Origin of the sequence: Prevotella sp. P4-67 (assembly GCF_002251325.1) — a bacterium.
Classification (GTDB): domain Bacteria; phylum Bacteroidota; class Bacteroidia; order Bacteroidales; family Bacteroidaceae; genus Prevotella.
The window spans coordinates 1-18983 of record NZ_NPJL01000021.1 but is presented as its reverse complement, the minus strand read 5'-3'; the positions used below and the strand labels follow the sequence as shown (position 1 = coordinate 18983).

The window sequence follows — 18983 nt, the reverse complement described above, 5'->3', positions numbered from 1 at the left end:
TGGATGAAGGATTATTCCTGATAACGCTTGGTGCGTACCTTGAACTTGTCGAAGCCCTCGCCATAGACTCCGATTACAGCACTCTGTGACACAAAGGCTTTGGGGTCTATCTCGTTGATGAGCATGAATATCTTGTGAGACTCGCTCTTCTTAGCCAGCACGAAGAGCATGTGGACGTCGCGGCCCGAGTAGAAGCCATGGCCGTTGACCACGGTCACGCCACGGTGGGGGTCATTGATGATGCGGGCACCAATCTCTTCATACTTGTCGGAGATGATGAAGAACTGCACCGAACGGCGCATGGAGTTGACCACATAGTCTATGCAGAGCGACGAGACGATGAGCGTCACATATCCGTAGATGATTTTCTCCCAGTCGTGCAGCACAAAATAGCTCGAGGTGATGATGGTAAGGTCGACCACGAGGAACACGCGGCCCAAAGATATGTTGCGATACTTGCTGATGATGGCTGCCACGATATCCGTGCCTCCGGTAGAGCCGTTGAAAGCCAGTCCCAAGCCGATACCGCTACCCATGAACACACCGCCGATGATGGAGGTCATGAAGGGGTCGCCCTCCAGCAGATGGATGCTCTCCAGATGCTCCTGGAAGACGGCGGAAAGCGCCGTGAGCAACGACACCGCGTAGATGGTCTTCACGCAGAAGCGCCAGCCCAATATGCGGAGCGCAATGAGAAGCAGCGTGGCGTTGATGGCAAAGTAGGACATCTGGACGGGGATGTCCATACCCCAGTAGAGTACCGATGATACACCCGGCACACCGCCCGTAGGTATCTTGTTGGGCAGCAGGAAAATGGTCCAGCCCAATCCATAGGAAATCATGGCTATGCTTATCATCACATAGTCACGTATCTCTTTGCGTATTGCCTTCTTTCTTTCAATAGTCAAGGTCATTGTCGTCGATGTATTTATTATGGTTATAAAGTGTGTGCAAAGTTACGCAGTTTTCCACGATAATATGTTTGATTGTTATCCTTTTTTCTCTAATTCTTGATTAAAAGGAGATAGTTTTTGTCCCTACCTTTCAGTCTATAATCTTATAGTGGCGCAAAGCGTGGGCTATGCCGTGGTTGTCGACATCGGTGGTGACGAAGTCGGCAGCCGCCTTGACATCGTCGGCACTGTTGCCCATAGCCACGCCAATGCCAGCAGCACTGAGGATGGCGATGTCGTTGCCACCGTCGCCGAAGGCCATGGTCTGGCTGATGTCAAGGTGCAGGAAACCGGCCATCTCGCGCAAGCCAAGTGCCTTGTCGACACCCTGGCGGGTAAAGTCGGTAAACTCCGGGTGCCAACGGCCCGAGGTGACATGGCGCAGACGTGGGCTGAGTGCAGCTTCCTGGGCGCGGGTCATAAAGGGCGACAACTCCAGGATGCCCTCTGTGCCCAGGTCCTTGAGTGTCAGGCTGTAGTCGAGCACATCTACGCCAAGCCCCTTGACATAGATACGGTCTACGAGGTCGGAGTTGTTGTAGACCACGATGGTCCGCTCACCGTCTACCACCACCGGATAGTGGTTGTCGATGGCGTCGGCGAGCACGGTGGCCACATCGTCGGGGTCCATAGGGTGACGGCTCACCACCGTATCGCCCACCACGCAGTAGGCACCATTGGTGGTGATATATCCGTCGATGAGGTGAGCGATGGGCTTGAGGTTGGTGATAAAGGCCATGGGTCGGCCCGTGGATATATAGATGCCCACGCCACGCCGGTGGGCTTCCTCGAGCGCCTCTACGGTAGAGGCGGGCACGGTGTGGGAGGTGAAGCTCACCAACGTGCCGTCGATGTCGAAAAAGAGTGCTTTGATATTCATTATCGTCGTCTAATCGTTGTCATACATTCCTCTGAACCATCTCAGTTCGTCGTAGGTCTGGCGGATATCGTCCATATCGATGTCGAAGGTGCGGTCGACCGTACGCGGCGAGTCGTGGAGGGAGTGAGAGAAGAGCCAGTCGTAGGTCTTCTGCAGATAGAATAGGCGTGCGGGTGTGCCGTGGTTGCCCCCTTTTATCCAGTCGTAGCGCAGCAGCTGGTCGTTGCCGCTCTGCTGCAGATAGTCGACCACTCGCTTGGACTGGGCTATAGGCACGGCGCGGTCGGCGGTACCATGCATAATCCACAAGGGCACCTGGCCCAGCCCCGCGGGCTCCTTCACCGAACAGCCTCCGCAGAGCGCCATGGCAGCTGCCACCTTGTCGGGATAGGCTGCCACAAAATCCATCGTGCCGTAGCCTCCCAGGCTCATGCCCAGGACATAGACGCGGGTGGTGTCGATGGCATAGTGTGCCACGGTCCACTCCAGCAGGTCGTTGATTTTCTTGGGGTTCCACGCTCCACCTCCGTTCTGCGGCGCCAGCACCACAGCAGGCACAATCTTACCCTTCTGTATGGCGTGGAGCACCCCGTAGCGGCGCACCTCTTCCAAATTGTTGCCACACAGGCTGGCGCCGTGGAGGAATATGACCAGCGGCACGCCACGTCCCTCTGCTTCGTACTCCTCGGGAGTGAATATCCAGAAGTTGTAGCTTCCCGGAACCTTGCCGCGCATGGCCTCCATCTTGCCCTGACCGTCGGTGGCTGCATGGGCGGCAAGCGTCGTGAGCCACAGCAAGGCCAGGAATATCGTCTTCAGTTTCATCAGCTATGTCTTTATACGTTATTGCAAAGTTAATGATAAACCAGCAATAATATGTGACAATAGCGTTAATCTTTATAAATCGCGCCATAATCGATGATGATGTTGACAAAGGTCAACCCGCACCCCGACGAGGCTTACACAAACGCTGCCGACGCCGCCATCATCACGGTGCTTGCCGCTGCGAAGGCTATTTTTATAAAAAATAGCGCCGGATATGCCTCTGCAAGTGTTTTTTTTATCCCTAAGGCCTAAATTCTGCCAATTTATTGCTACCTTTGTACAAAACTATTAGCTTTAACAATGGAAATATTAAGAAAATTATCTGTCAAGGCCTTCCTGGCTTTGAGCGTAATGTGTGGTGCCACCACGGCTGTCCACGCTGAAAATCTTACGCAGTATGTGAATCCCTATGTGGGAACCGGCGGCCATGGCCACGTGTTCCTCGGTGCCAATGTTCCCTTCGGCTACATCCAGCTCGGTCCTACCGAGAAGACCCGTGGATGGGACTGGTGCTCGGGCTATCATTATAGCGACAATGTACTCATCGGTTTCGGTCACACCCACCTCAGCGGAACCGGCATCGGTGACCTGGGCGACATCGCTCTGCTGCCCGTATCTACCGCTGCGCAGGACTCTGTAATCTTCGCCCACAGCGACGAGACCGTCCGCCCCGGCTATTATGGCCTGAAGCTCAACAACCCCAATGTCAAGGTAGAGCTCACCGCTACACAGCGCGTGGGTATGCATCGCTACACATTCGCCAATGCCAAGAAGGCGCTGATGAAGCTCGACCTGCTGCAGGGCATCGGATGGGATACGATGAAAGTATGCGGCATGCGCCAGGTGAGCCCAACACTGATAACAGGCTATCGCAAGTCTACAGGATGGGCCAAGAACCAGCAGGTGTATTTCGCAGCCGAGTTCTCCACTCCCGTCAAGATGGTGCAGAGCAATGACACCATCGCCGTGCTCGAGCTCGCCGACGCCACCCGTCCCGTGCTGGTCAAGGTGGGTCTCTCAGCCGTCAACGAGGGCAACGCCATGCTCAACATGCAGGCCGAGGTGCCCGGTTGGGACTTCGACGCTGTAGCCAAGGCTGCCGACGAGGCTTGGAACACCGAGTTGGGCAAAATCAAGATTGAGACCAGCAACGCCAACGACCGCGCCATCTTCTACACCGCCATGTATCACTCGATGACCGCTCCCTCTGTATTCTCCGACGTCAATGGCGAATACCGTGGTGCCGATTACAAGATACACCGTGGCAAGTTCACCAACTATACCACATTCTCTCTTTGGGACACCTACCGTGCCAACATGCCTCTGATGTCGCTCATCCATGCCGACAAGGCTGCTGATATGGCACAGACCTTTATCCATATCTACAAGCAGCAGGGCAAACTGCCTATCTGGCATCTTATGGGCAACGAGACCGACTGTATGGTGGGCAACCCCGGCGTGGCCATCCTCGCCGACTACGTGCTCAAGGGTCTGGTGGCTGACAAAGAGGCAGCCTACGAGGCCATGAAGGCTTCGGCCATGAAGGACGACCGTGGCATGGACCTGCTCAAGAAGTATGGCTACATCCCCTGCGACCTCGACCCCACTTATGAGACTGTGGCAAAGGCTCTGGAGTATGCCCTCGCCGACGCCGGCGTGGCCAAGGTGGCCAAGATGCTCGGTCACGAGGAAGACTACCAGTACTTCTACAACCGCAGCCAGGTTTACCGCCGTCTCTTCGACCCCGCCACCGGTTTCATGCGTGGCGTTGACAGCAAGGGCAAGTTCCGCGAGCCCTTCAACCCCTTCCACGCCGTACACCGTCAGGACGACTACACCGAGGGTAATGCCTGGCAGTATGCCTGGCTCGTTCCCCACGATGTTCATGGTCTCGTGAGCTGCTTCAAGAGCGAGAAGCGATTTGTCTCCAAACTCGACAGCCTCTTCATCGTCAACGGCGACATGGGCGCCGAGGCTTCTCCCGACATCTCGGGCCTCATCGGACAGTATGCCCATGGCAACGAGCCCAGCCACCATATATTATATATGTATAACTACGTTGGCCAGCCCTGGAAGGGTGCACGCCTCATCCGCCAGACACTCGACGAGATGTACAAGAACGAGTTCGACGGTCTCAGCGGTAATGAAGACGTAGGCCAGATGTCGGCCTGGTACATCCTGTCGAGCGTAGGTCTCTATCAGGTAGAGCCCGAGGGCGGCAAGTTCATCTTCGGCTCACCCATCTTCGACCGCGCCACACTCAATGTCGGCGAAGGCAAGACTCTCGACATCGTTGCCCGCAACAACAGCAAGAAGAATATGTACATCCAGAGCGTCAAGTGGAACGGCCGTCCTTATACCAAGTCGTATATGGACTATGCCGACCTGATGAAGGGCGGTGTGCTCGAGTTTGTAATGGGTGCCAAGCCCTCTAAGTTCGGCACCAAGGTTAAGGACCGTCCCTAAATGACACTATCTATGAACATCAGCAATATCACAAAGGTGGCAATCGCAGGATTGCTCACCTTTGCTGCCACGACCTCGGCCCAGGCCCAGGCTTCGGTAAACCAGAAAGAGTTCGGACAGGAGTATATCGACGCCATAGCCGTCGCCACACCCTACGTGTCCAAGCGCCCGGCTGTCGAGGAACGCCTCTTCCGTTCCAAGGTCATCGAGCAGTGCATCAAGGACATGAAGAAGCGTCTGAAGGACTCGCCCTATCTCGCCTGGATGTTTGAGAACTGTTTCCCCAACACCCTCGACACCACCGTGCACTACGAGGAAGACGCCGACGGCAACCCCGACACCTTTGTCTATACCGGCGACATCCACGCCATGTGGGGCCGCGACTCTGCAGCCCAGGTATGGCCCTATCTCCAGTTTGCCAAGAAGGACAAGAATATCCAGCAGATGATTAAGGGTGTCATCCTGCGTCAGTTCAAGAACATCCAGTACGACCCTTACGCCAATGCGTTCCACCGCGACTTCGCCGAGAAGAGCCGCTGGATGAGCGACGACAGCGGCATGAAGCCCGGACTGCACGAGCGTAAGTATGAGATAGACAGCTTGTGCTATCCGCTGCGTCTGGCTTACGAGTACTGGCTCGTCACCGGCGACGCCTCTATCTTCGAGGGTCAGCTCTGGCAGGATGTGGTCAAGAATATCCTTGCCACCTTCCACGAGCAGCAGCGCAAGAATGGCCCTGGCTCCTATAGGTTCCTGCGCGTCACCGACCGACAGCTCGACACCGTCTGCAACGTGGGCCTTGGAGCCCCCGTGCGTCCTGTCGGACTCATCGCATCGGTCTTCCGTCCATCCGACGATGCCACCACTTTCCTCTTCCTTATTCCCTCCAACTTCATGGCAGTGACCACCCTCAACAAGATGGCCGACGTGCTGACCCGTGTCAACGGCAACAGCCAGATGGCCAGCCAGTGCACAGACCTGGCCAACGAGGTGAAGGCCGCGCTGCAGAAGTATGCCGTCTACGACCATCCCAAGTATGGCAAGATTTACGCCTACGAGGTCGACGGTATGGGCAACCACATGCTCATGGACGACGCCAACGTGCCCAGTCTGCTCGCCATGCCCTATCTGGGTGATGTCGACATAGATGACCCCATCTACCAGAACACCCGCCGCTTCGTGTGGAGCGAAGACAACCCCTACTTCTTCCGCGGCAAGGCTGGCGAAGGCATCGGTGGTCCCCACATGGGCTACGACATGGCTTGGCCTATGAGCCTCATCATGCGCGCCATGACCAGCCGTGACGACAAGGAGATCAAGGAGTGTGTGCAGATGCTTATGGACACCGACGCCAACACGGGAGTCATCCACGAGTCGTTCGACATCAAGGACTCGATGCACTACACCCGTCCCTGGTTTGCCTGGCAGAACACTCTCTTCGGCGAGCTTATCCTGAAGCTCGTCAAGGACGGCAAGACCGACCTGCTTATCTCATGCAAGAAATAGAACCTGATAACAACAATGAAAGAAATCAATTTAGCCAATAAGAAGGTGAGCCCCGTAGCCTGGGTGCCCACCCTCTATTTTGCCATGGGCATGCCCTTTGTGGTGCTCAATATGGTACTGTCTCTCCTGTACAAGGACCTGGGCATAGGCAATGCAGAGATTACCTTCTGGACCGGCCTCATCATGCTGCCCTGGACCCTGAAGTTCCTGTGGAGCCCCCTGCTTGAGCTCTACAAGACCAAGAAGTTCTTCGTAGTCCTCACCCAGGTAGTCAGTGGCGTCGTCTTCGGTCTGGCAGCCATCTCGCTCCACCTCCCCGACTTCTTCGCCATCTCTATAGCCCTCTTTGCCGTAGTTGCACTGAGTGGTGCCACCCACGACATTGCTGCCGACGGCACCTATATGGGCGTGCTGTCCAAGGAGGACCAAGCCCGGTGGATAGGCTGGCAAGGTGCGTTCTACAATATCGCCAAGATTTTTGCCACCGGACTGCTGGTATGGATAGCCGGCATCATCACCCCCATGGTGGGAGTGCTCAATGCCTGGACCGCCATCCTCGTCTTCCTCTGCGTGGTGATGACCGCGCTGGGTATCTACCACTACTTCATCCTGCCCACCGACGGCAAGCACAACGACGACAAGAAGAGTGCCAGCGAGACGCTGAAGGAACTGTGGGATGTGCTCAAGGAGTTTGTCCAGAAGGCACACATCATCTACTACATCCTCTTCATCATCATCTATCGCCTCGCCGAGGGATTTGTGATGAAGGTGGTGCCCCTCTTCCTCCACGACCCCGTTTCCCAGGGTGGACTCGGACTGAGCAATGAGCAGATTGGCACCTACTATGGCACCTTCGGAGCCGCAGCCTTCGTGGTGGGCTCTATCCTCGGCGGCAACGTCATCGCACGCTTCGGTCTGAAGCGGGTGCTGTTTGTCCTCGCCCTTATCTTCAACCTGCCCTTCCTGGTCTACACCTTCCTCGCCATCTACCAGCCCAGCAGCCTCTGGCTCATCGGCGGCGGCATCGTGATAGAGTATTTCGGCTACGGATTTGGCTTCGTGGGCCTCACCATGTTTATGATGCACCAGATAGCTCCCGGCAAGAACCAGATGTCCCACTATGCCATCGCCTCGGGTATCATGAACCTCAGCGTGATGGTCACCGGTATGTCGAGCGGCAAGCTCACCACGCTGTTGGGCTATGAGGGCTTCTTCCTCTTTGTGCTGATATTCATCATACCCGCACTGCTTATCACCTGGTTTGTGCCATTCACCTATCCAGACAAGAAACAATAATATTGATACAACCAAAATCATCACGATTATGAGCAAACTGATTATTGAAGGACAGGCCCTGCCCAACATGCCTTGGGAAGAGCGTCCGCAAGACTGCAAGAATGTAATGTGGCGTTGCAGCGACAACCCCATCATCCCCCGCGACCTGCTGCCCACCAGCAACAGTATCTTCAACAGTGCCGTAGTACCCTTCGGCAATGGTTTCGCTGGCGTTTTCCGCTGCGATGATACCAACCGCCGCATGGTGCTTCACGTAGGCTTCTCTGAGGATGGCAAGAAGTGGAACATCAATGAAGAACCGCTCCGTTTCCAGTGCGACAACGAGGAAGTGGGACAGTGGGTGTATGGCTACGACCCACGTGTGTGCAAGATAGAGGACAAGTACTATGTCACATGGTGCAACGGCTACTACGGCCCAACCATCGGCGTGGCATGGACCACCGACTTCAAGACCTTCCACCAGCTGGAGAACGCCTTCCTGCCTTACAACCGCAACGGCGTGTTGTTCCCCAAGAAGATCAATGGCAACTTCGCCATGCTCTCTCGTCCTTCTGACACTGGCCACACTCCCTTCGGCGACATCTTCTATAGCGAGTCGCCCGATATGTGCTTCTGGGGCAAGCACCGCCACGTGATGGCTCCCGCTCCATTCGAGCAGAGCGCATGGCAGTGCATGAAGATTGGTGCCGGACCTATCCCAATCGAGACCAGCGAGGGCTGGCTGCTGTTCTATCACGGCGTGCTCCACTCTTGCAATGGTTATGTATACAGCTTCGGTTCGGCTCTGCTCGACCTCGAGCAGCCCTGGAAGCCCATCTACCGCAGCGGTCCCTACCTCATCTCTCCGCAGAAGCAGTATGAGCTCACCGGCGACGTGCCAAACGTATGTTTCCCCTGTGCCGAGCTTCACGACCCCGAGACCGGACGCGTAGCCGTTTACTACGGTTGTGCAGACACCGTCACCGGACTGGCCTTCGGCTACATCCCCGAGATTATCGAGTGGACCCGCAAGAACAGTATCATCTGATAGCACCCATTATGTCGGCTTCCTCTGCGGAGCCGTCATCACAACTCTTACGAGAGGATGTCGGCACAGCGCCGTCATCCTCTTTTTTTGCGCATTAGCACCAAACGGTCTAACCCCGACAGGTCTTCTGACTCATATTCATGCCATACTGATGGAGGCATAACTCGCTATGGCTTCACCCAGACCAGAGCCAATCTGCTCAAAACCGGAAATAGCCTAAATTAAGATCAAGTAACGGTTAGAGACAATGAAATCATAGCACGAAAAGATTATTTCCTGCTGCCATATACATAAATTGCAACGCGCAATGCGTTGCAATCTATGTATTTGTAAGTTATCTGTCACGGGCTGTGCGCCCAGGGATCACTCGGCTGTGAGATAGAGCACACGGCTTGACCATCCGTTGGTCTCTACGTCGGTCTTGTGATTGTAGGGGAAGTCGAGGCCGTGGTTCATGAGGAAGGCGCCGCTATAGAGACGGCCCTCGCAGAAGAGGGGGTCCTTGTCGATGCGGGTCAACTCGTGCACGCGATACATGCGCTGCGGGTCGAGACCAGCCATGCACACGCGGGGCAGATGGTCGTCTACGAAGTTGGCCATCTTCCACCAGTAGAACACAGCCTTGTCCTTGGCCTCAGTCACATACATGAGCGAAGCGATGTGCTGGTCGTCGTAGGGGCTCACCAGGCGGTAGAGGTCGCCCATCTGCACCACAGGCCGTATGGTCTTGTAGTCGGCGATGGCACGCTTGGCAAAGTCGCGCTCGGCGTCGGTCATATCGCAGGGCTGCATCTCCATGCCGAGACGGCCTGTCATAGCCACATCAAAGCGATACTTGATGGGCAGACGGCGCATGGTCTGGTGGTTGGGCGATGCGCTCACGTGCGAAGCCATGCCGATGGCGGGGAAGAAGTGACTGGTACCCCACTGCATGTAGATGCGCTGCAGGGCGTCGGTGTTGTCGCTCACCCACCACTCGTCAAAGTAGGGCAGTATGCCCCAGTTGACGCGGCCGCCACCGCTGGCACAGCTCTGCATCACCACGTCGGGATACTTGGCACGTATGCGCTCGAGCACCTTCTTCAGGCCCGCGTGATAGGCGATATAGAGGTGACTCTGGTTGGCGGCAGAGAGCGTCTGCGAACCGTGAGACATGATAGACATGTTGGCGTCCCACTTGATATAGGCTATCTGCGGATAGCGGGTAAGCAGATTGTCGACCACGCCGAAGACGAAGTCCTGCACCTTGGGATTGCCCATGTCGAGCACCAGCTGGTTGCCGCCGCGTCCGCCCACGAGCGGACGGTTCTTGGCATTGATGATCCAGTCGGGGTGACGCTCGTAGAGTTCACTCCGCTCGTTGGTCATCTCGGGCTCAATCCAGATGCCAAACTTGATGTCGTGGCGCTTGGCGTCGTCGAGCAGAGCCTCAATGCCACCGGGCAGTTTACGGGTGTCGGCCACCCAGTCGCCCAGAGCAGCGTCGTCGGTGCGCTGATACTTGCCGCCAAACCATCCGTCGTCCATCACGAAGAGCTCGCCGCCGAGGGCCTTGAAATCGGCCATCATCTGGTCCATCTTCTTCTCTTCGACATTCATATACACGCCCTCCCAGCTGTTGAGTAGGATGTCGCGCACCTGGTTGCCATGGCAGAGTTTGTACTCGCGGCCCCAGCGGTGGAACGTGCGGCTCACACCGCCCTTGCCCTCATTGCTGTAGGTGAGCGCCAGCACGGGGGTGACAAAGCGTTCGCCCCGAGCCAGATGGTAAGCAGAGCACTCCTCGTCGATGCCAGCCAGCAGATAATGGTAGTCGGTGTTGTAGGTCTCCACCTGCAGACGGTAGTTGCCGGTATAGCAGAGGGCTGCCCCGATGGTGCGTCCGTGGTTTTCGGCGGGCTTGCCGTCGAGCGAGAACATCACCTCGGCATGCTCTGTCTGCGAGTTGCGCACACCGTTCTTGTTCTTTACGGTCACAAATCCACGCTGCAGCGGATGTTCTACGAGCCTTGCCTCGTTGCCCCATGCTCCGTGGAAGCGTGTCATCCACACATCGCCGCGGCGTATGGGCAGCATGGCGCTGGCAAAGCGGTTGAGGGTGATGGGGCGTTTCTCATAGTTTTCTATCTCGGTCCATGTCTCGATGATATCCACGTCGCTATAGGCGCGATAGCAGATGTTTACCACCACGGGGTACACCTTGTCCTGCATGCGCACGATGGTCACCGTGGCTTTGGGCTCTGCCACCACCTTGGTGTCTGTATAGCGCAGGTCGGTGGCCATAGCCCCGTCGGCGTGGGTTATGGCGAGTGCGGGTTCATGCACCAGTTCCGACCCGTAGGTGGGATAGATGGGGGTGCGCGCCAGAGGTACGGCGTTGTCGAGGTCATGCTTGCCGAGACGCTCGCCAAGGTAGACATAGCGGGGCTGCATGTCTTTCGACACTTCCAGGACTAACGACATGTGGGGAGTCTCCACCGACACGCGCTGGGGCTGTTCGGCGGCGTGGGTCACAGCCGCTGCCAGCAACGACAGCATCACAAAGATTTTTCTCATCATTATAAGTTTTTGGGTTATTGTTCACTTATATATATTAATAGTGTTCGCCGATATACTGATATTTTTCACCTATATACAGATGGTGTTCACCTATATACAGATAGTGTTCACCGATATATTAATAAGGTATGGCCCGAGCGCTCATCGTGTCTGCGACCAGGGCAGCCATCGGGGCAGGGCGCAGGGACCTAACTTTCTACAAAGTTAGCCAAAGGTTGGTGCATGGCAAAAGAAAAGGGCGATTATTTTCACTCCATCCATGATGATTGTCAATTATCATGGTTTCTTTAGAGTCCATCGCCACTACTACGCCGACCATGCCGACCACCGCAGCAACTACGCCAGCCACTGCAGCGACTAAGCCAGCCACCGCAGCAACTACGCCGGCCGCGCCTCTGACCACAGTTGTCGGCTCGTATCAATAGTCACGAGAGCCCGTGACTTACGATACGTGGGCTCGTGACTTACGACACGCAACCACGTAACTATTGATACGAGCCCGCAACTGCGGTTAGATATTTTATTCATGCACCAAAGGTAGTTAGCAAGTCTAAGGTTGGGGCGGTGATTTAGAATAAAAGAATACCAAGTTGAACCATGATTGCAAAAAAATGTACTATATTTGCAAAAAAAGCATCAAAAGAGGCGGGCTATTCAGATTTAATTTGTATTTTTGCCAATAGTCAGGTTTTGGTCATCTTTAGTGTAACACTAAGACAAGCGAAATGTCTGGCATGAGCATATCATGGACAGGCTGTTGTTGTCCTGATACTTATAGAACTTTCCATTTAAGGTGTATTGTACTAAAAACATTTAATAACTAACGATTATCACAATGAAAAAATTATTTGCATTTACGGTTTCCCTTTTTTGTTTAGTAACAAATGTGGCTGCTCAAACTACCAAATTTCTCAAAGTATGGACGTACTATCACTATCATGATATGTTACAAAAAAAGATTTTATTTCGCTATTTGATGTTGTTTGTCTTTTTGTGGGGAATCACCTCCCAAATAGAGGCGAAGAAGGAGAAACGTGTCATTATACAGGGTATTGAATATAGTCTTACCACAAGCGTAGGTATTCTATATGGTTCCGTGGATAATTTGTACCCGGAACAAATGAAAGACCCTACTTGCTTAGATATACCTGCCTATGTATCTTATAAAGGTAAGAGTTATCCTATATTGTTTTGCTCCCTTAATAGTGATGTCGCCAAGAATATTCGTTACCTTACGATACCTAAAACATTACGTATTGGCGACCATAGTTTTACCAAATATACGTCTTTAGTATCCGTTGATTTCGAAGATGGAGTAGAAGAAATTGGAAATTTCGCCTTTTATCAATTACCAAACCTGGAATATATTCATTTACCTGAATCAATAAAGAAAATAGGAACCGCTGCATTTAAATACTGTGATAAACTAAACAAGATATATTTGTTTAATGAGAACATGAAAATAGGAAATGGCGCTTTCTCCAACTGCAAATCTCTTACTTATGCGTATGTTAATGTACATGGAGTGACCATGAAACAAATCTTTGGGGACTATAAGGATAACTATCTTGACACTCTGGATTTGGGTTATAGAACCGTGATAGAAAAAAACATGGTGCGTGATTGCACAAGACTTCGAAAAGTCCGTTTCGAAGGTACTAAACGAATAGAGGATGGTGCCTTTAGTGGATGTATGTCACTTCCTTCTATCGAACTGCCAAAACAATTGGAATATATAGGTAATTATGCTTTCGATAATTGCCATAGTCTGTCAAAGATTGTTATTCCATCTAAAGTGACCTATATAGGAGATATGGCTTTTGCATTTTGTTATAAACTAACTGAAATTTATGGACTCACTTCCAAAATTACAATTCATAACGGGGTGTTTGACAGCTGGGGTTATACGCCATTTAGTTCTGCATTTTATACATTAAAAGCCAACAACTTTGAGTATGGTGGCCTCTTTAAGACATTTAGCGAATATGCCAAACCCTTAATAGAGGAAGATATAAAGAATTGGCAGAAAAAATCAGAATTTGAGAAACAGTCAGAGTGGAAGAAACGCGTAACCGCCGTCAATCAGAATCTAAAGGTAAAGGAACTGACAAAAGAGTATAAGTCAAAATACCTCAACACCAACAAACGTGTGGACTTGAGATATTTTCTTGCTGCCTATGACCCTGAAAATGAAACTTTTCCTGTGTATATCAAAAATGTAGATACGTTATTCATAAAAGTCCCTATTGCGCAAGCTCCGACATTTAAGGAAAAATGGAAAAATGATGTTAAAATAACACCGAACTACGATATTGTTAACGATAGAGCCGCTATTGTTTCATTCTCGTTCAAACTGGGTAACAATGTATATAAATCGCTTAACAACTATGTGCCTGACCAGAATTTGTCTGCAAATATAGATTTGCCAGAAATAATAGTTGACGTAGCTGACAATAAAGTACAAACGACACCGCAATCATTACAAAAAGCGAAAACTCAGCCTGTTGCTATAATAGACCGTACGATAGACAAAGACATTCCTGTCTCTTCTGTCAACTCTTCGAACACGTTTGCCTTCATAATAGGCAATGAGAATTATCAGAATGTTGCGAGTGTTCCTTTCGCAGTCAATGATGCAAAGATTTTTTCTGAGTATTGTCATAAAACATTAGGTCTTCCGAAAGAAAACATAAAGGTTTATATTGATGCTACTTATGGTAAGATATTGGGTGCGTTGAGTACATTAAAACAGATTTCGCAAGCATACAAGGGTGATATAAATGTTATTTTTTACTATGCCGGTCATGGAGTGCCAAATGAAAAGAACAATGAAGCCTATCTGCTGCCAGCAGATGCTACACCATCTATGTTGGAGGCATGTTTACCATTAAGTAGTCTGTATTCTTCAATCGGAAGCATCGATGCCAAGCAAGTCATAGTTTTTATGGATGCCTGTTTCAGTGGTAGCCGTAGAGAAAACGGTATGATTGTTTCTGCACGAGGTGTAGCTATCAAGCCAAAGAAAGACATAGTGACTGGTAATGTAGTAGTCTTTTCTGCTGCAGATGGGAGCGAAACAGCTTATCCATATAAAGAGAAAGGACATGGCTTGTTTACGTATTTCCTGCTTAAAAAGTTAAAGGAGTCACGTGGAAATGTAACTCTTGGCGATTTGGCAGATTACGTTAAGACCAATGTATCGCAAAAGTCAATAGTTGTGAACAACAAATCACAGACTCCTACCATTTCATCATCTGCCCAAATGCAGGATGTATGGCGCACGATGAAACTGTTTAGGAAATAAAATATGATTATCCGTTATGCAGGTTGCGTCCTCTTTCTGGATATGCCATATATAATATAAGGTGAAAAAATCAAATCAATAATTGAGCCCCTTAAAGAAGGGGCTCAATTATAACAAACAAGTCGGAACATTTTGCTAAAGTTTCAAACTGGGCTTCATAACCTCTTTATATCCTTTTTATATACCTCAGCTATTCTTTTATATTCCATGATACACAATTGAAAGCGCCACCTTTAGCAACAATGCCTTTTGCTTCACAAGGCACGACTTCACAGTCTCGATATATCTCCTTCAATTGTTCAATAGCCACGGTATCACTGGCAATACCTATTTGCGGTACAAGCAAGAAATTGCCAACACGAAGAAAATTAATATGCACCCAACTATTCATTTGCGCATACTTGCCATATTGTAACTCGCTTATTTTCGAAAAGTGTAGACGCAAAACCTTCAATAATTCTTCGCGAAGTTGCTCATCTATATCTGCATAATTGTTTATTACAATATGCCCTGGTTCAACATAGCGTACCATTCCATCTGAATGTCCGCATTTCTCAGCCTTGTCCCATGGAATGAAAACAACTTCACAGCCAAAACTTTCTTCGAGAATCGTCTTTAAGAACTCACGGTTTTTCTCCTTGTTCTCGACGAAGACCTTGTCTGTCATGATTACTTTGTCATTACACTTTATCACATTGCCGCCATCTACGATGACGTCCATTATCATTAGATTGTTGTGCGTGAATTCAAAGCAATTTTGCACATCATGTGTGATGTACTGTTGTTCTTCTTTGAGATAATCTGGATTATATTCATACCCGATGAAAGATTTTACATCCTTTTGAATCGGCATGAAATCTCTTACCCATATATCTTTTGTACTGGGCAGCATTTCGAAGTTTATTTCATGTTCAAGCAACGCTTCTTTGATGCTTTTCCAACATTTGTAAGCCCTCAGATATTCAGAAAAGTATACTTTGTTTGTTTGATCATCAGTAATCATGATTTATCTTGGATATATTTTCTTTATTACATCAAAATCTTTAGGAATGTTTTCATACATATTCTTTGGCAAATCCTTATAGTCGTGCCATATGTGATATTCGGTCGTCCCATTGGTTGTCTTCTGGGTCTGAAAAACGTATTTTCTTTTCATTTGCCAATCAATACCGCCTTTGAAATAACGATAAGGTAGAGGTTGATTCTCTACTCTATAAGTATTGAATATCTCGATATGATCCAAAGGTTTGTCTTCAATAAGTTTAGGCATATCATCTGACGCATTAAACATGTCAAACAAACATCTTTGGCTACCTGATATATTGCCGACATGCTTTCCGTTTTCGTACTTCTCCAATCCACGAATCAGCACACCGCCAAACCGTATCAGTTCATTGTTATCTCCACGTAAAGTGCGAAATGCGACATCTACTCCAAATCGATGAAAGAATCATTGCCCTTCGATACAGTCTCTACTCAAAGTTGCTACGTCTTCAGTATCGTCTGTTGAATATAGATATATTTCCAAATCAGCTATTCGGTACTTCACGTTTCTGACTCCTTCACTATCTTTTTCACATTTAGCGATGGAAAAGTTTTTCATCAGACTAACTGCCAATGCTTCGTAATCCTCTTTTATTGGATCAGCAAATTTCTTCAAAAGAGAGTCTATTGTTTTATACTCGTTCATATTTTCTGTCTTTTGGCTAATAAACAGATTAATTATAATTGTCAAGCTGGTGAAGGGAAAACCATAGTGTCGTCTATAGACTACATCATTTCTCTTTTAAACCAAAGTTCAAATACACTGTCAGCAAGGACTATACCCTCTTTCTCAATGGTGATAATCTCTTTGTCAACCAAACTTTTCTTTATACGGTCTATATTTGACTTACTACCCAAAGGATATATTTCAGAAACCGTTTGAGTGGTAAATCCTGAATGTATGCCTTTGCACAAAAGACGAATGAAGTTGAGCTGATAGGTCGTAAGCCCCTCTGTCTGTTGTATAAAGAGACTGCTGTTTTGCTCCAACAGAGCCTTCAAGCCTTCTTCGAAATTCTCCTCGTTTACTTCTTTTTCTGTTTCTGCCATAACGTTCCATGCAAGTTGCTGCACATAAGATGAGTAATTCTTTACCACTTGGCATATTCTGCCAGCATACTCTTCTGTTATCTTCTTGCCGTACTTCTCGAATCGAGAACAGATGAAGGGGACCCAATATTCCGTAGGAATACACTTGAGATGCAGCATCTCCCCAAACTGATAAAAAGGCATACGACGACTTTGGAAAATATTTTCCATCAGATGCTTCTTACTGCCAAAGAAACAATAAGACACATTTTGATGATGCTGCCAAACACCGCGTAGATGTTTTTGTATAGTCAGCGAGTCTGTGAACTCTCCTATCTGCTGAAACTCGTCAATACATACTACAAGGCGAACGCCCTGTTCCTTGGCAATACGTTCAGGAAGATTCAAAATTTCCTCTGGAGAATAATCCTTAGGCGTTATACCCAATGATACAGAAAACTCAGAGTTAGGTTCTGGGCTAAATGAAATTTTGGGCGAGATTCTAACCAAAAAACGCTTGATGTTCTCCATTACTTGCTCCAAATGTTTGCCAGTGGACTTCATGATTGTTTCGGCAAATCGGTTATAGAAATCATATTCACTTCTGCAGTCATATATATCCATATAGACGATTTTTAGCATAGGGTTGTCAATCTCGGAAATCACCTTTTTTATAAGAGAGGTCTTACCCATGCGTCTTGGAGATATAAGAATAACATTAACGCCATTTTCAAAGTCAAGCTTGATACGCTTGGTTTCTTCAATTCGGTCTGTAAAGTTATTACCTCCGACCGACATACCATATACAAAAGCTTTCTCCATAATCTTTACTCCTTACTTAATTAGATTACAAAGGTAATGAAAAAAGAAGTAGTCCACAAGGTTGTGGCCCACAACTTTGTGAACTTGATTGAAAAATCTCATAAAATAGACTCCCTCTTCATATATTTCACCTCTGTTTGTCCGCGTCGCCTCTTCCTTTTATAATCATATCTGTCAATCCATTCGCCAAACGCAAAAGCGAACAAAACCGTCTTATACTTCAGGATGACATTATTCTCTTTTTAATATGGCTGCAGCATATTGCAACTCCACTTTTCCACTTTGCCACTTGTTACGTGAATCATGCTTGCTCGATGTGCAATTTCAATGCTTACGTCTATTCATTATTGTACTTGTACGTCTCAACTGGAGTTCCCCTTTTTCATGTCAGCACCAATGTGCTCTACGTCTATAGCCGATTTTCATGGTGCTTTCCTCATGTGCCACATCTCTGCTTTGGGTTGCATGTAAAAATTAAGTTTAACTATGCCAAACCCTTAATAGAGGAAGATATAAAGAATTGGCAGAAAAAATCAGAATTTGAGAAACAGTCAGAGTGGAAGAAACGCGTAACCGCCGTCAATCAGAATCTAAAGGTAAAGGAACTGACAAAAGAGAATAAGTCAAAATACCTCAACACCAACAAACGTGCAGATTTGAGATATGTTCTTGCTGCCTATGACCCTGAAAATGAAACCTTTCCTGTGTATATCAAAAATGTAGATACGTTATTCATAAAAGTCCCTATTGCGCAAGCTCCGACATTTAAGGAAAAATGGAAAAATGATGTTAAAATAACACCGAACTACGATATTGTAAACGATAGAGCCGCTATTGTTTCATTCTCATTCAAACTGGGCAACAATGTATATAAATCGCTTAACAACTATGTGCCTGACCAGAATTTGTCTGCAAATATAGATTTGCCAGAAATAATGGTTGACGTAGCTGACAATAAAGTACAAACGAAACCACTATCATTACAAAAAGCGAAAACTCAGCCTGTTGCTATAATAGACCGTACGATAGACAAAGACATTCCTGTCTCTTCTGTAAAATCTTCGAATACGTTTGCCTTCATAATAGGCAATGAGAATTATCAGAATGTTGCGAGTGTTCCTTTCGCAGTCAATGATGCAAAGATCTTTTCTGAGTATTGTCATAAAACATTAGGTCTTCCGAAAGAAAACATAAAGGTTTATATTGATGCTACTTATGGTAAGATATTGGGCGCGTTGAGTACATTAAAACAGATTTCGCAAGCATACAAGG

The 18983-nt window shown here is 49.0% G+C and carries 14 protein-coding genes and 1 pseudogene; 7 read left to right on the top strand and 8 right to left on the bottom strand.

All coding sequences use genetic code 11. From position 1 onward, the window contains the following. Positions 1-11: 11 nt before the first annotated feature. The 3 genes from CIK92_RS03335 to CIK92_RS03325 all read right to left on the bottom strand — a co-directional run bounded on the left by CIK92_RS03335 (position 12) and on the right by CIK92_RS03325 (position 2658). Complete coding sequence (locus tag CIK92_RS03335; protein WP_022311704.1) at positions 12-914, bottom strand: YitT family protein; 903 nt, start codon at positions 912-914, stop codon at positions 12-14. Positions 915-1044: 130 nt separating this feature from the next. After that, a complete protein-coding gene (locus CIK92_RS03330) occupies positions 1045-1833 on the bottom strand; it encodes a Cof-type HAD-IIB family hydrolase (protein WP_022311705.1) in 789 nt (262 codons plus the stop codon). A gap of 9 nt (positions 1834-1842) precedes the next feature. Continuing rightward, a complete protein-coding gene (locus tag CIK92_RS03325; RefSeq protein ID WP_094388165.1) occupies positions 1843-2658 on the bottom strand; it encodes a prolyl oligopeptidase family serine peptidase in 816 nt (271 codons plus the stop codon). Between the two features lie 93 nt (positions 2659-2751). On the opposite strand from CIK92_RS03325, the gene CIK92_RS13665 reads away from it, so the two are divergent. From CIK92_RS13665 to CIK92_RS03305, 5 genes are read left to right on the top strand one after another with little or no spacing between them, the layout of a single operon-like run. Next, entirely contained in the window at positions 2752-2910 is a 159-nt protein-coding gene (locus tag CIK92_RS13665) for a hypothetical protein (RefSeq protein ID WP_022311707.1), read from the top strand. Between the two features lie 48 nt (positions 2911-2958). Continuing rightward, on the top strand, positions 2959-5124 hold the full coding sequence (locus CIK92_RS03320) for a GH92 family glycosyl hydrolase (RefSeq protein ID WP_094388164.1): 2166 nt from the start codon (positions 2959-2961) through the stop codon (positions 5122-5124). A 12-nt stretch (positions 5125-5136) separates the two neighbouring features. Continuing rightward, positions 5137-6630, top strand: coding sequence for a glycoside hydrolase family 125 protein (locus CIK92_RS03315; RefSeq protein ID WP_094388163.1), 1494 nt, complete (start codon positions 5137-5139; stop codon positions 6628-6630). A 15-nt stretch (positions 6631-6645) separates the two neighbouring features. Next, positions 6646-7926, top strand: a complete 1281-nt coding sequence (locus CIK92_RS03310; protein ID WP_022311710.1) for an MFS transporter — start codon at positions 6646-6648, stop codon at positions 7924-7926. A 28-nt stretch (positions 7927-7954) separates the two neighbouring features. Further along, positions 7955-8953 (top strand): glycoside hydrolase family 130 protein, encoded by a 999-nt coding sequence (locus CIK92_RS03305; RefSeq protein WP_022311711.1) that lies wholly within the window; start codon positions 7955-7957, stop codon positions 8951-8953. Positions 8954-9316: 363 nt separating this feature from the next. Here CIK92_RS03305 and CIK92_RS03300 read toward each other — a convergent pair whose 3' ends face one another. Next, positions 9317-11512 carry an alpha-galactosidase gene (locus CIK92_RS03300; RefSeq protein WP_094388162.1) on the bottom strand — a complete coding sequence of 732 codons (2196 nt, stop codon included), beginning with the start codon at positions 11510-11512 and terminating at the stop codon, positions 9317-9319. 835 nt (positions 11513-12347) lie between these two features. Here CIK92_RS03300 and CIK92_RS03295 point away from each other — a divergent pair. Further along, positions 12348-14816, top strand: coding sequence for a leucine-rich repeat protein (locus CIK92_RS03295; protein WP_094388161.1), 2469 nt, complete (start codon positions 12348-12350; stop codon positions 14814-14816). Positions 14817-15006: 190 nt separating this feature from the next. Here CIK92_RS03295 and CIK92_RS03290 read toward each other — a convergent pair whose 3' ends face one another. From CIK92_RS03290 to CIK92_RS03275, 4 genes are all read right to left on the bottom strand, one after another. Next, positions 15007-15819, bottom strand: a complete 813-nt coding sequence (locus tag CIK92_RS03290; protein ID WP_094388160.1) for an agmatine deiminase family protein — start codon at positions 15817-15819, stop codon at positions 15007-15009. Positions 15820-15822: 3 nt separating this feature from the next. Continuing rightward, a complete protein-coding gene (locus CIK92_RS03285; protein WP_094388159.1) occupies positions 15823-16173 on the bottom strand; it encodes a hypothetical protein in 351 nt (116 codons plus the stop codon). Positions 16174-16266: 93 nt separating this feature from the next. Next, positions 16267-16506 carry a hypothetical protein gene (locus tag CIK92_RS03280; protein WP_144289319.1) on the bottom strand — a complete coding sequence of 80 codons (240 nt, stop codon included), beginning with the start codon at positions 16504-16506 and terminating at the stop codon, positions 16267-16269. A gap of 80 nt (positions 16507-16586) precedes the next feature. Then, on the bottom strand, positions 16587-17711 hold the full coding sequence (locus CIK92_RS03275; protein WP_094384828.1) for an ATP-binding protein: 1125 nt from the start codon (positions 17709-17711) through the stop codon (positions 16587-16589). Positions 17712-18109: 398 nt separating this feature from the next. Here CIK92_RS03275 and CIK92_RS03270 point away from each other — a divergent pair. After that, positions 18110-18983, top strand: a pseudogene (locus CIK92_RS03270) (hypothetical protein); the annotation flags it as partial.

Excerpts from the sequence above, each read along its gene's own strand:
- CIK92_RS13665 (WP_022311707.1), top strand. The coding sequence starts at position 2,752 with ATGATGATGTTGACAAAGGTCAACCCGCACCCCGACGAGGCTTACACA.
- CIK92_RS03290 (WP_094388160.1), bottom strand. The coding sequence starts at position 15,819 with ATGATTACTGATGATCAAACAAACAAAGTATACTTTTCTGAATATCTG.
- CIK92_RS03300 (WP_094388162.1), bottom strand. The coding sequence starts at position 11,512 with ATGATGAGAAAAATCTTTGTGATGCTGTCGTTGCTGGCAGCGGCTGTG.
- CIK92_RS03275 (WP_094384828.1), bottom strand. The coding sequence starts at position 17,711 with ATGGAGAAAGCTTTTGTATATGGTATGTCGGTCGGAGGTAATAACTTT.
- CIK92_RS03305 (WP_022311711.1), top strand. The coding sequence starts at position 7,955 with ATGAGCAAACTGATTATTGAAGGACAGGCCCTGCCCAACATGCCTTGG.
- CIK92_RS03280 (WP_144289319.1), bottom strand. The coding sequence starts at position 16,506 with ATGAACGAGTATAAAACAATAGACTCTCTTTTGAAGAAATTTGCTGAT.
- CIK92_RS03325 (WP_094388165.1), bottom strand. The coding sequence starts at position 2,658 with ATGAAACTGAAGACGATATTCCTGGCCTTGCTGTGGCTCACGACGCTT.
- CIK92_RS03295 (WP_094388161.1), top strand. The coding sequence starts at position 12,348 with ATGAAAAAATTATTTGCATTTACGGTTTCCCTTTTTTGTTTAGTAACA.
- CIK92_RS03320 (WP_094388164.1), top strand. The coding sequence starts at position 2,959 with ATGGAAATATTAAGAAAATTATCTGTCAAGGCCTTCCTGGCTTTGAGC.
- CIK92_RS03335 (WP_022311704.1), bottom strand. The coding sequence starts at position 914 with ATGACCTTGACTATTGAAAGAAAGAAGGCAATACGCAAAGAGATACGT.
- CIK92_RS03315 (WP_094388163.1), top strand. The coding sequence starts at position 5,137 with ATGAACATCAGCAATATCACAAAGGTGGCAATCGCAGGATTGCTCACC.
- CIK92_RS03310 (WP_022311710.1), top strand. The coding sequence starts at position 6,646 with ATGAAAGAAATCAATTTAGCCAATAAGAAGGTGAGCCCCGTAGCCTGG.
- CIK92_RS03330 (WP_022311705.1), bottom strand. The coding sequence starts at position 1,833 with ATGAATATCAAAGCACTCTTTTTCGACATCGACGGCACGTTGGTGAGC.